This is a genomic window from Ensifer sp. 1H6, from assembly GCF_001976035.1.
Taxonomy (GTDB): domain Bacteria; phylum Pseudomonadota; class Alphaproteobacteria; order Rhizobiales; family Rhizobiaceae; genus Ensifer; species Ensifer canadensis.
Map to the genome: position 1 here is coordinate 1 of NZ_MOAI01000046.1, position 12190 is coordinate 12190.

Consider the following 12190-nt stretch of genomic DNA (forward strand, 5'->3'; position numbering starts at 1 on the left):
AGCGCCGTCCGCAGCGTTTCCTCGGCCTTGGCCGGACCGACCGAGACGACCACGACCTCGTCGGCCTTGCCGGCTTCCTTCAGCCGCAGCGCCTCTTCCACCGAGATCTCGTCGAACGGGTTCATCGACATCTTCACGTTGGCAAGCTCGACACCCGAGCCGTCAGCCTTCACCCGGATCTTGACGTTGTAGTCAACCACCCGCTTGACCGTCACAAGTATTTTCATGGATTCTTCCCTCCAAGAGCTTTCGCAGGAAAATGCGCCTTAACGGAGCCGCCTGATTGTCGGTTGGCGACATCGATACGCGTTTTTTCTCCAATTACAATCACTGTGCATGACGCTAAATCGATATAATCCCGAGAATTGGAATAACGTTTACGTACACGTAAGAAAGTGAGCTGACAAGACCTCTTCGCAGATGCGGCATGACGGTTCTTTCGCGATCATGCGGCGACGATCAAGCCTTTGAAATGGTGACGAAACCGGGGCGCTGGAAATGCCAAGCCGGCGGTTTCAAACGGTTGGTCGACCCCAGGGTGTCGGCGGCTTCCGCGTTTCCGGCGTGGGTTGCGGCGTGACGACGACGGACTCCACCTTATGCTCGACGGCGCGCGGCGTGACGATCGTCCGGTCGAAGAGCGGCACGCCGCGGCGTCGCAAAATGACCACGAGGACAAGCCCGGCAACGATGCCGCCGACATGGGCGCTCCACGAGACGCCGCTGCCCGGATCGACCACCAGCATGAAGAATTGCTGCCCGATCCAGAAGGCGAGCGGAATGGCCGCCGGCAGGGGCAGGGGGATGCGGAAAAACACCAGCACCCAGACGCGCACCTTCGGATGCAACAGGAAATAGGCGGCGACCACGCCGGAGATCGCACCCGATGCGCCGATCAGAGGCGCTTCCGATGCCGGGTCGAACAGGCCATGGGCCAAGGCCCCGGCAGCGGCACAGGCAAGGTAGAACAGCAGAAAGCGAAAGTGCCCGAGCGCATCTTCGACATTGTCGCCGAACACCCAGAGAAACAGCATGTTCATCGCCAGATGCATGAAGCCGCCATGCAGGAAGGAATAGGTGATGAAGGTGAAACCGTCGGGCACGATGATCAGCGACGGATCGAGCTGGGCATAATCGAAGATGAGCGCCGGGATATAGCCGAAGCCCAGAAGCGTCGCGTTGGCGAACTCTTCCGTGGCGATCGGCCCGGTTATCAGCCAAACAACGATGTTGATGACAATCAGGCTGATCGTCACATACTGAACCTTGATGTGCTTCAGGGTGTTCTTATCGTGAAGCGGTATGAACATGCGGTCTCCCGAAGCGTGATTCTACGGCGCCGCGCCTGTCCAGACGCGCAATGGTCGCCGTAACACTTTGTTTTACTGCACAGTCTCACCTTTTAATCGAGCCCGACTTAAGGGTGAGATTGTGCAGTGGGGAAACGTTATCTGTTTTTGCCGGGAATCCAAAGGACGTCGGCATGGCCCTTGTCGTTTGCCCAACGGGCGGCGGCGAACAGGAAATCCGACAGCCGGTTGATATATGCGATCGCCTCGCGGCTGACGATTTCGGCTTCGAGCTGGGCAAGTGCCACCATCTGCCGTTCGGCACGCCGGGCGACGGTTCGCGCCACATGCAGTGCGGCCGATGCGGCGCTGCCGGCCGGCAGAACGAAGGAGCGCAGGGGTTCGAGATCGGCGTTCAGCCGATCGATTTCGGTTTCGAGCCAGGTGACTTGGCTTGCGACGATGCGAAGCGGCTCGTATTCCGGCTTCTCGCCGGTGTCGGGTGTCGCGAGATCGGCGCCGAGATCGAAGAGATCGTTCTGGATCCGCATCAAGGTGGCATCGAGATCGGCGACATCGGCGGTGTGTTGCCGGGCAAGCCCGACAAAGGCGTTGGTCTCGTCGACTGCGCCATAGGCATCGACCCTGAGATCGCTCTTCAGGCGGCGCGGACCGGAGACGAGCCCGGTGGTGCCGTTGTCGCCCGTCCGGGTGTAGATCTTGTTGAGCTTGACCATGGTGTCGTCACGTTCCTTAGGCGGGGCGGCCGCCGCCGGTGATCCATAGCGTCAGCATGATCAATACGATCGCGACTGCCTGCAGCAGTACACGGGCCTGCATCAGCTTGTTGGATTTGCTGCTGCTGCCACCCCTCATCATGTTCAAGAGGCCGCGGATCAGAACGATGACGACCAGCCCCATGACGAACAGGGTCAGGCCGGTGACGAAACTGGACATCGAATGCTCCCTTGCGTTTTCACTCAGCCGAGTCGGCCGATAATGCGGTAAAACAATGCTGCCGGCAGGAGCTTCTTCAGGAACGCGCCCTGCTTGGCGGGCCTTGTTACAATATAGTGCGGTTTCGGTCTCTTTGCCGCCAGCGCGTGCTTTAGGACTGCATATACGGCATCCGGTCCAAGCTTGCCCGCGACCGGTTTGCTCTCGCCTTTCAGGCGACGCATCTGCCGCTCGTACTCGGCGCGGTGGACCGAATTCTTCAGGTCGATGAAGCGCTCGATATAGGTCACGGCATTGGCGGTGAATTTCGAGGCGATCGGCCCCGGCTCGATCAGGCTGACCTTGATGCCACTTCCGGCGAGTTCCATTCTCAGGGTCAGCGACAGCGCCTCGATCGCAAACTTCGATGCGTTATAGGCGCCGCGCCAGCGGTAGGGCACAATGCCGAGGATGGAGGAGCATTGCACGATGCGGCCGCTTCCGCGCGCCCGCATGGCGGGGATCACCCGGCGCGTCAGGTCGTGCCAGCCGATGACATTGGTTTCGAGCTGCAGCCGGAGCGCCTCGGTCGGCAGGTCCTCGACCGCGCCGGCTTGGCCGTAGGCGCCGTTGTTGAACAGCGCATCGATGCGCCCGCCCGAGCGCGCCATCACCGCTTCGACCAGGGCGGCGATCGTTTCCGGCTTGGTATAGTCCATCAGGAAGGTCTCGATGCCTTGGCTTTCAAGGGCGCCTCGATCTTCGTCACGGCGCACGGTCGCAAACACCCGCCAGCCGTCCGCATGCAGCGCGTGGGCGCAATGGGCGCCGATCCCGGATGAACAACCGGTGACAATGATTGTGGGACGATCGGACATCCTGTCGATTCCTGTAGCAATCCTGCCCCCGTTTCCCATATTCATCGGCGGGATACAATTGAATTGCGCGAGCCGAAACCCGTGTACGCTGTCGCGGTCGGACGAGCGTCAATGCCATGGAACGGCGCCGCAGGATCCGCATGCGAAGGCACGCGACCGCGGCGCCACTGGGCCGGAGTGGAAATGCCAGCGTTTATTCGCATCACCTGGAAAGTCGTGTTCGATGCGCTATGGCACTTCAGTCTGGACGACGGCTGGGCCATGGCGAGCCATGTGGCGCTTTCGTCCCTGCTTGCTGTCTTCCCCTTCCTGATTTTCGGCACGGCGCTCGGCAGCTTCCTTGGTGCCGATCAGTTTGCCGAGACTGCGGTCCATCTCATTTTCGACGCCTGGCCGGAATCGATCGCGACCCCGATCGCCAACGAGATCGTCCAGGTGTTGACCATTCCGCGTGGCGGCCTGTTGACCGTTTCGGTGCTCGCGGCCGCCTATTTCGCCTCGAATGGGGTCGAGGCCTTGCGGGTCTCGCTCAACCGCGCCTACCGGGTGACGGAAAGCCGCTACTGGTATGTGACGCGCCTTGCCAGCCTCGGGTTTGTGATTGCCGGGGTGCTGATCCTGGCGGCGCTGAGCATCCTGCTCGTCGCCGTGCCGCTGGCGCTTCGTTATGCCGGCGAATGGCTGCCCTGGCTCGACGGCGTGCTGGCAACCGTCGACAACTGGAGTCTGCCACTGGCCCTGGTCGTGGTGACGGGCGGGCTCCTGGTGTCGCATCTCTGGCTACCGGACGGTCACCGCAAAGTGATTGACGTGCTGCCCGGTATTTTCTTGACGCTGCTCTGCTGGACGATCGGCGGCTACACCTTCGCCTATTATCTTTCGACCTTTGCGACCTATGTCTCGACCTATGCCGGTCTCGCTTCGATCATGATCGTACTGGTGTTCCTCTATATGGTCGCGGCGATCTTCATCATCGGCGCAGAGATCAATGCGGCGATCCTCAAATACCGGGTCAAGCGCATGGTGCGGCGCAGCTTCCAGAGCCCCCGCACTACCGAGGACTGAATTCCATCAGAGGACCAAAGCACGGATGTCGGCCGGCGAGCGGCCGGCCTCGCGGAAGGCCGAGATGCCAGTGTCACGATTGCTCTTGGAAAGCTTGCGGCCGTCGGCGCCGAGCAGCAGGCGGTGATGGTGGTAGACCGGCTCCGGCAGGTCCAGCAGCCGCTGCAGCAGGCGGTGCACCGCGGTTGCATGATAAAGGTCGCGGCCGCGCACCACGTGCGTTATGCCTTGCAGTGCATCGTCGACGATAACAGACAGATGGTAGCTCGACGGCGCATCGGAGCGCGACAGGATGATGTCGCCCCAGGCCGCCGGATCCGCCGTTATGAGGCCCGTCTCTCCATCTGGCCCGCTGCCGGTTTCCTGCCAGGTCAGCGGCGGTGCGCCCGCCGCAAGCACCGCCTTTTTCATGTCCAGCCGCCAGGCATGGGGCTTGTCGCCGGCAACGATGGCATTGCGCGCATCGGCCCCCAGATCGCGCTCGCGCTCTGGGTAGAGCGGCGCGCCGTCCGGATCGCGCGGCCAGGCATTGCCGCGGGCTTCGGCATCGGCAACCGCCGCCTTGATCTCGCCGCGCGACAGGACCGAGGGATAGACGAGGCCCATGTCGTTCAGCCGCTGGAGTGCGGACGCATATAGGTCGAGGTGGTCCGATTGCCGGCGCACCGGCTGTTCCCATTCAAGCCCGAGCCAGGCGAGATCGCTAGAGATCGCGGCCTCGAATTGCGGATGGCAGCGCGTCCGGTCGATATCCTCGATGCGCAACAGGAACCGTCCGCCCGACGCTTTTGCCATATCGTGGTTGAGGATTGCCGACAGCGCGTGGCCCAGATGCAAAAGGCCGTTCGGGCTCGGTGCGAAACGGAAAACGGGTTGCGTGGATGACGTGTCTGCCATCGTTTCCCTTTGGCATGGAAGCGGTATAAAAATCATCCGCTTTTTGGAGGCGCCATGCGGATCATCCGAACACATGAGGACATCGAGGCGGGGCTTGCCGGCCTGATGATGCTCGACGCCCGTCTCGAACATGTCGTGGCCAGGGCCGGGCCGGTGCCGCTCAGGCGAACCGACCCAGGCTATCGTGGTATCGCCAGCATCATCGTGTCGCAGATGGTATCGAAGGCAAGCGCTGCGGCGATCTGGAAACGCATGGAAGCCTCGCTCGGCGAGATTACCGCACCTGCCGCCCTGACGCTCAGCGACGAGGATTGCCGGGCGATCGGGCTTTCCCGCGCCAAGGCCGATGCGCTGAGGCGGGTTGCGCAGGTGGTCGTTGCCGGCGAAATCGACCTCGACGCGATCTGCAATGTCGAAGCCCCGGAGGCGATCCGCGAGCTGACGACCATCAAGGGCGTCGGCCGCTGGACGGCGGAGGTCTATCTCTTGTTTTGTGCCGGGCATCCGGATGTCTTTCCATCCGGCGATGTCGCGCTTCAGAACGCGATCGGCCACGGGCTCGGTCTCGAACTGCGCCCGACCGCCCGCGAGATTGATTCGCTGGCCGCGTCCTGGGCGCCTTGGCGCAGCGTCGCGGCACGTCTGTTCTGGGCCTATTACGCCCAAGAAATGCGGCGGGATGCTGTTCCTGTGACACCTTGAAGGAAAAAGCGAATCCGTTGTTCGCTTTTTTCTTTCCGGCTTCACAATCCTGTTGCAACGGGCCTAATATAGAAGGTGCAGATGCCGAATCGATCAGGAGAATACGCTTGACGATTGCAGTCTCACCGCAGGCCTTACCAGCGCTCGTCTTGAACGCTGACTATCGGCCGCTGAGTTATTACCCCTTGTCGCTCTGGTCCTGGCAGGACGCGATCAAGGCCGTCTTCCTTGACCGTGTGATTATCCTTGCGGAATACGAGCATTCGGTCTCCTCGCCCAGCTTCTCGATGCGGTTGCCGAGCGTGGTTTGCCTCAAGAGCTACGTGCAGCCGTCGCGTCATCCGGCGTTCACCCGGTTCAACGTCTTCCTGCGCGACAAGTTCGAATGCCAGTATTGCGGCACGCCCGACGACCTGACCTTCGACCACGTGGTGCCCCGCGCCCATGGTGGCCAGACGACCTGGGAAAACGTCGTTGCGGCCTGCTCGCCCTGCAATTTGCGCAAGGGCAGCAAGCTGCCGAAGCAGGCCGGCATGTTCCCGCACCAGAGGCCCTACCAGCCAACGGTGCAGGACCTGCACAACAATGGCCGGCTTTTCCCGCCGAACCACCTGCATGAAAGCTGGATGGACTATCTCTACTGGGATGTCGAACTGCAGCCCTGAGGCATTTGGACCATTGCTTTCTGGACGAAGTCCGGCCCTGAGCTGGGGCATGGAGCACGCCGCGTGATCCTTCATCATGCGGCGTTACTTTTGGGTCGGCCGTTCCGGCCTCGCAGATCAGGCCTTTGCGGCGCCGCGCAAGGCGATCGCTGCAAAGATCAGGCTGGCAATCACGTTCCAACCGGCAAAGGACAAGCCGAGCACCCGAAGCGCCGCCTCGGTGCAGGACGGGCCGTGCTTGGAATCGAGGTCGCCCAGGAGATCGCCGACATTGGACGATACGCCCTGCGCTGTCGTGGCGCAGGTCGACGGACCTTCCCAGAAGCCCCATTCGGCGCCCGAGTGATAGACGCCCATGCCGGCGCCGACGAGCATCAGGATGCCGATCGCCAGAAGCAGGGTGCGCGTCGTCCAGGTCGGCAGCTTCAAGGCGCTGGTGATAACAGCCAGAATGCCGAGCGGAATGCCGTAGTAGTAGGGATCGCGCTGCAGCAGGCAGAGCGCACAGGGGATATATCCGCCGATATGCTCGAAACCGAGCGCACCGCCGACGGTCGCCGCCATGCCGAGCGTCAGGAGAACGGCGATGAACAGGTGGTGGCGGGTAGCGGTGGAAGCGTCGATCATGCGTACCTCATGCTGGAAAGCATAACGGATCAGTATCCGGCATATGCTGCATTGCAACTGAATAAGGCCTTCTTAGGTGCGACGGCGCGTGCTGTAAATCGCGTCCTCTGCGTCATGTTTGCACGCTTTCGTGATTGTCGCTCCGCCAAGCCGTGTCGCGATCTCTTGGGATCGCTTGCCGCACGTTTGCGTTCCTGCTTTTGTGCATGCCGTAGTCGCAAAACCGGTGCACACTTTTGGGCGACGTGCTTTCGTTGAAATTGATGGTTGACCACGGCAAAAACCTTCGTGTAAATCCCAGCCGCTGATATCTTATATCCCTGAGCCCCATTGGCGGAATTGGTAGACGCGCTCGACTCAAAATCGAGTTCCGAAAGGAGTGCTGGTTCGACCCCGGCATGGGGCACCATCACTCAGTTTTTCCCGCACCGGTCGATCCCGCATCCCATCTTTGACGTCCGTGAGTGGCGAATCTGTCTACTGCCCGCTTGATGCGAGCCACTGCAACAGGGGCGCCATCGGCAACATCCTGCTGACCATCCTCGGGCCTGCAATCGTGGCGCTGACATAGACAGTGAGGTCGCACTCGTCATGCCGGGTCATTGAACAGAGGCGGGCGAAGATGTTAGGTGCAGTGCAGCAGAAGTCTGTTGCGGCGGGGCCATGTTACCGACAATCGAGAATTACGACGAACTCTACGGCGCTTTCCAGTGGCAGATCCCCGAGAAGTTCAACATCGGCGTTGCGGTGAGCGATGCCTGGGCGGCAAAAGAGCCGGAGCGCATCTGCCTTCAGCATTTCAACCCGGATGGCGGCCATCGAACGCTGACTTACGGCGCCTTCTCCCAGCAATCCTCGGCCTTCGCGCGCGGGCTTGAACGCCAGGGGATCAGGCCGGGGGACCGGGTGGCGATATTGCTGCCACAAGGGTTCGAGGCTGCCATCGCGCACGCCGCCATCTACAAGCTCGGCGCGATCGCCCTGCCGCTGGCCCTGCTGTTTGGAGTAGAGGCGTTGGAGTACCGCCTGCTGGACGCAGGTGCTGCGGCAATCGTCACCAATGCTTTCGGTCATGAGCGGGTCGCGGCCATCCGTGACCGGCTGCCGGATCTACGGCTAGTCGTGCTGGCCGGCGCCGAACGCGTTCCCGGCACGCTCGACTTCACCGACCTTGCCTCAGGCGATGCCGATGGTTTTGTTGCCGCCGATACCACGCCCGACGATGCGGCATTGATGATCTACACCTCAGGGACGACAGGGCCGCCCAAGGGCGCGCTGCATGGCCACCGGGTACTGCTCGGCCATCTGCCGGGGTTTCAGTTTCACCATCATTTCCTGCCGCAACCGGGTGATCGGATGTGGACGCCTGCGGACTGGGCCTGGGCGGGCGGATTGCTGAACGCGCTCTTGCCTTCGCTGCTGCTCGGCGTCCCCGTCGTCTCGTCACCGGCGCAGAAGTTCGATCCGGACACCGCCTTTCGCATTCTGGAAGAGATGGATGTCCGCAACGCCTTCATTCCGCCGACGGCGCTGCGGCTGATGAAGGCGATCGAAATGCCACGCGAGCGATATCGTCTCAACCTCAGAACCATCGGCTCGGCCGGCGAGGCGCTCGGGCGCGAAACCTTCGAATGGGCCAGGGCCGCGCTCGGCCTCGATGTCAGCGAGTTCTATGGCCAGACGGAGTGCAACATCGTCATTTCGTCCGCCGCTGATCTCGGTGTGGTAAAGCCTGGCTCGATGGGCAAGGCGGCGCCGGGGCATCGCGTGGCGATCATCGATGCCGACGGCCGGGAGTTGCCGGCGGGAGCCGTCGGCCAGGTGGCGATCCGACGGCCGGATCCGGTGATGTTTCTCGGCTACTGGAAGAACGACAAGGCCACCGAAGCAAAGTTCATCGGCGACTGGATGACAACCGGCGACCAGGGCGTGATGGACGGCGAAGGTTATTTCACCTTCTTCGGGCGCGATGACGACGTGATCACCTCTTCGGGCTATCGCATCGGTCCTGGAGAGATCGAGGACTGCCTTGCCGGCCATCCGGATGTGCAGCTGGCCGCGGCCGTCGGAAAGCCCGACGCGCTGCGCACGGAAATCGTCAAGGCCTATGTCGTTCTGAGACCGGGTGTGGCTGGCGACGAAAAGACGGCCCAGTCCGTCCGCGACTGGGTGAAGACGCGGCTGTCGATGCACGAATATCCGCGCGAGATCGCCTTCGTAGACAGCCTGCCGCTGACGACATCGGGCAAGGTCATTCGCCGGTTCCTGCGCGAGCGGGCAGCGGCGGAGCCGCCGCACTCACCCTCGGCCTGAACGAGGTCACCGCCCGGCGAGCGCCTTGATCTTTTCGCGCAGCATCCGCGCCATGTTGCGGGTGTTGCGGTAGAGGTGCAGCTGGGCAGCGACCTGGCGGACGTCGCGGTCGCGCGTCTGCTGCAGGCCGATGACGAGTGTTCCCATCTCTTCGCGTTCCTGCCAGAAGCGGCTCATGATCGGGTGGTCGGGAACGGCGCAGGAATCCGAGCGGGCGATGTTGGCGTCATCGAGGTGCCATTCGGTCAGCTCCGCCAGCAGCAGCTTGCCGGGCGAAAACTTCGCGTAACGTTCGTCGTAGGCCGTCTTCCATGTATAGGCCTCGCCCGACATCAGGAACACCACCATCGAGGCGATCGCCTTGCCGTCGAGATCGAGCGTGTGGATGCGGACGCTGTCTGCTTCGGCGAGGTTGGTGATTGCCTCGCGGGCAAAGGCTGCGCGGAACCGGTCCAGCACCATGGCGCTCCGCTCGCGACCCTTCCAGCCGGACGCTTCCAGCGCAAGGAACTCCTCCATGCGAATGCGGATCTCGCTCGGCTGGCGCGCGACCGAATAGGCAAGCTGCCCGCGTTTTTCCAGCTGATTCCATTGGCGTCGCAATTCGCGGAAATGTGCCGGGCTGATCGATTTCTTCAGATAAGTCGGACCGTCGAGCAGGCTTTCGAGCATCGGCCGGCTGAACGTGTCGGTTACCGTCAGCGGCAGGTTCCGGCCGATGGCGACGGCGCGCGCCAGCTGCGCGAACTTGCCCTTGAGGCGTAGATCCGGCAGCACGAGAACCGGGGGGAGGCTTGCCGACGGATTGGTCAGGGCCTCGAACAGGTTGTCGATGGTTTCGGCGGCGTCTTCGGCATCGAGCAGCGGCACGCCAAGCGGACCGAAGGGATTGGACCAGGCGCGGATGATCGAGGCGCCAATCGAAAAACCGGGCTTCTCGATCGAATACGGCATCAGGAAGCGCATGCGGCTGCGGCGCTCGTCATTGTCCCTTATGATGGCCAGCCGGATCACGCGTTCCTCGAGCCTGGGCATCGCCGGCGCCAGGAAATGGCCGGTGAAGAACACGTTCGGCTCAAGCGCCCGGTTCGACAGGAAGTCGAGCTCACGCTGCAATTCGTAGCCGGCCTTGGCCGGGTAGATCGAAAGATGCCGTCCGGGGCGCCCGACCTCGAGCATGTGCTCGGCCTGCGGATGGGAGTGGCCCATCGGTGCCAGCCCGCCAAGAATGCGAACAGCCCTATCGTCTGCGTCAGCGGGAAGATTGGTATTGCCGATCATGGATGGATCGCCCCGTTGTTGTCATGGCTCGAACGCCCGCTTGCGAAAGCGAAGAGTGCGAAGCCAAAGGTGCGCCTTACGGCGAAATGAAGCAGCATAGCCTCGACGAACATAGCACCGGCGGTTGCAAATGCAGCACCGGTTAGTCCGAAAAGTGGAATGAGGCACAAGTTTAGCGTGATGTTGGCCACCAGTGCGCCGGCGTAAAGGATCACGCAGAGCATCTGCTGGCCGGCCATCGTCAGCAGGATTTCGGCAGGTCCGATGAAGGCCTTGGCCATGATGCCGGCAAAGAGGATGGCCATCAGCGGCAGCCCGCCGAGGAAAGCGGGACCGAAGAGCGAGAGCAGGAAGGGGCCGGCAAGCAGGACCGCTGCGCCGACCATGAGCGACGGCCAGAATGCCCAGCGCGCGCTTTCGACGGCGATGCCTGCCAATTGCCTGCGGTCGCGTGCGGCCATGGCGCCTGCAATCCGTGGGCCGGCGGCCGCCTTGACTGCGAACATGACGAAGTGCACCAGCGCCATCGTCTTGGCGGCGGCGAAATAGACCGCGACATCGTCGGGCTTGAGATAGACGCGACGATGACGACGTCGGAATTGGTGAGCAGGAAGCCAAAGCCGTCGATCAGGAAGATCGGCACCGCGACCTTGAGCCATCGTCCCATTTCGATGCGAAGCGGGCCGCTGACATAGCGCGAACGCAGGCGCCAGGTGAGGGCGAGGAATTGGCTGACGGTCGTGACATAGGCGGCGGCCATGGCTGCCGCGATGGCGGTCGGCGCCGTATGCGGCTCGCCCATCGTTGTTGCCAGCACCATGAAACCGAGCACAAGCAGCGGGCGAATGATGAATGTCGGGCTCATTGCCGAAAGCGGCCAGCCATGGGCGCGGGCGGTGCCGTCCATCACATCGCCAAGCGCGATCATCGGCAATGTGAACAGGCCGAGATAGAGCGGAACGAGATAGTAGTCCTCGATCCGGTCGGCGAAGAGCCACAACCCCAGGAAGCCGACGATGGCCAGTGTGCTTGCCGACATCAGCGCAAAGATCCGGGCGGTGGTCGTCAGCCCGCGAATTTCAGCGAGCGCGGAGGTTGCCTGATACTCAGGCAGGAAGCGGATGACGGCGGAATGGAAGCCGACGCAGGACAGGTTGCCGAACAGGATCACCAACACCCAGACGAAGACGAAGATGCCGTATTCGAACTCGCCCATCAGGCGTGCAAGAATGATCTGGGAGAGGAATGCGATTGCGGCGCTGAGGATGCGGATGACGAAGGCGACAAGCGCCATACGTCGCGCCGTATTCTTCGGGTCCTGTTCGGTCAGGGCGGCGACCAGCACGCCGATGAGCGGAGACAGGCGGTGTCGCAGCGCCGACGGCAGCATTCGTCCGGCTGTTTGACATACCGCCATGAACACGAGAACACCCTGAGATTACGCAATACAGGGTTTGGTTGTGCCAGATCAGCGTTAACAAACGGTTCAGTCGGGGTCCTTGCCTCAGGGAAAGGGGCCGATCGGATGCTGCTGGAT

At 62.2% G+C, this 12190-nt stretch carries 11 protein-coding genes, 1 tRNA gene and 2 pseudogenes; 5 read left to right on the forward strand and 9 right to left on the reverse strand.

The window, feature by feature from the left end; translation table 11 throughout:
- The 5 genes and pseudogenes from BKP54_RS32055 to BKP54_RS32075 form a co-directional block, all read right to left on the reverse strand.
- A pseudogene (locus BKP54_RS32055) lies at positions 1-227 on the reverse strand (hypothetical protein); the annotation flags it as partial.
- A 288-nt stretch (positions 228-515) separates the two neighbouring features.
- Positions 516-1310 carry a rhomboid family intramembrane serine protease gene (locus BKP54_RS32060; protein ID WP_025424628.1) on the reverse strand — a complete coding sequence of 265 codons (795 nt, stop codon included), beginning with the start codon at positions 1308-1310 and terminating at the stop codon, positions 516-518.
- 137 nt (positions 1311-1447) lie between these two features.
- On the reverse strand, positions 1448-2026 hold the full coding sequence (locus tag BKP54_RS32065) for a cob(I)yrinic acid a,c-diamide adenosyltransferase (RefSeq protein ID WP_084815505.1): 579 nt from the start codon (positions 2024-2026) through the stop codon (positions 1448-1450).
- Positions 2027-2042: 16 nt separating this feature from the next.
- Positions 2043-2246: a twin transmembrane helix small protein gene (locus BKP54_RS32070; protein ID WP_025424626.1), complete on the reverse strand. Its 204-nt coding sequence runs from the start codon at positions 2244-2246 to the stop codon at positions 2043-2045.
- Between the two features lie 23 nt (positions 2247-2269).
- Positions 2270-3103 carry an SDR family oxidoreductase gene (locus tag BKP54_RS32075; RefSeq protein WP_025424625.1) on the reverse strand — a complete coding sequence of 278 codons (834 nt, stop codon included), beginning with the start codon at positions 3101-3103 and terminating at the stop codon, positions 2270-2272.
- 183 nt (positions 3104-3286) lie between these two features.
- Here BKP54_RS32075 and BKP54_RS32080 point away from each other — a divergent pair, with 183 nt between their 5' ends.
- The gene (locus tag BKP54_RS32080; protein WP_025424624.1) at positions 3287-4168 is read left to right on the forward strand and encodes a YihY/virulence factor BrkB family protein; all 882 of its coding nucleotides are present in this window, start codon (positions 3287-3289) and stop codon (positions 4166-4168) included.
- Between the two features lie 6 nt (positions 4169-4174).
- Here the strand turns inward: BKP54_RS32080 and gluQRS are convergent, their stop codons facing one another.
- The gene (gluQRS, locus tag BKP54_RS32085) at positions 4175-5065 is read right to left on the reverse strand and encodes a tRNA glutamyl-Q(34) synthetase GluQRS (protein ID WP_025424623.1); all 891 of its coding nucleotides are present in this window, start codon (positions 5063-5065) and stop codon (positions 4175-4177) included.
- A gap of 54 nt (positions 5066-5119) precedes the next feature.
- On the opposite strand from gluQRS, the gene BKP54_RS32090 reads away from it, so the two are divergent.
- Together BKP54_RS32090 and BKP54_RS32095 are read left to right on the forward strand one after the other, a co-directional pair.
- Positions 5120-5767 (forward strand): DNA-3-methyladenine glycosylase, encoded by a 648-nt coding sequence (locus BKP54_RS32090; protein ID WP_025424622.1) that lies wholly within the window; start codon positions 5120-5122, stop codon positions 5765-5767.
- Positions 5768-5874: 107 nt separating this feature from the next.
- Entirely contained in the window at positions 5875-6432 is a 558-nt protein-coding gene (locus tag BKP54_RS32095) for an HNH endonuclease (RefSeq protein ID WP_025424621.1), read from the forward strand.
- A 117-nt stretch (positions 6433-6549) separates the two neighbouring features.
- Here BKP54_RS32095 and BKP54_RS32100 read toward each other — a convergent pair whose 3' ends face one another.
- Positions 6550-7059, reverse strand: a complete 510-nt coding sequence (locus tag BKP54_RS32100) for a disulfide bond formation protein B (protein WP_025424620.1) — start codon at positions 7057-7059, stop codon at positions 6550-6552.
- A gap of 324 nt (positions 7060-7383) precedes the next feature.
- Between BKP54_RS32100 and BKP54_RS32105 the strand changes: the two genes are divergently transcribed.
- A tRNA-Leu gene (locus BKP54_RS32105) sits at positions 7384-7468 on the forward strand.
- A gap of 254 nt (positions 7469-7722) precedes the next feature.
- Positions 7723-9372: an AMP-binding protein gene (locus BKP54_RS32110; RefSeq protein WP_057210239.1), complete on the forward strand. Its 1650-nt coding sequence runs from the start codon at positions 7723-7725 to the stop codon at positions 9370-9372.
- A gap of 6 nt (positions 9373-9378) precedes the next feature.
- On the opposite strand, the gene BKP54_RS32115 is transcribed toward BKP54_RS32110, so the two are convergent.
- Together BKP54_RS32115 and BKP54_RS32120 are read right to left on the reverse strand one after the other, a co-directional pair.
- On the reverse strand, positions 9379-10653 hold the full coding sequence (locus BKP54_RS32115; protein ID WP_084815506.1) for a GNAT family N-acetyltransferase: 1275 nt from the start codon (positions 10651-10653) through the stop codon (positions 9379-9381).
- Positions 10650-12043: pseudogene (locus tag BKP54_RS32120) on the reverse strand (lipopolysaccharide biosynthesis protein). The gene BKP54_RS32115 and the pseudogene BKP54_RS32120 overlap by 4 nt, the downstream one beginning before the upstream one ends.
- Positions 12044-12190 lie beyond the last annotated feature (147 nt).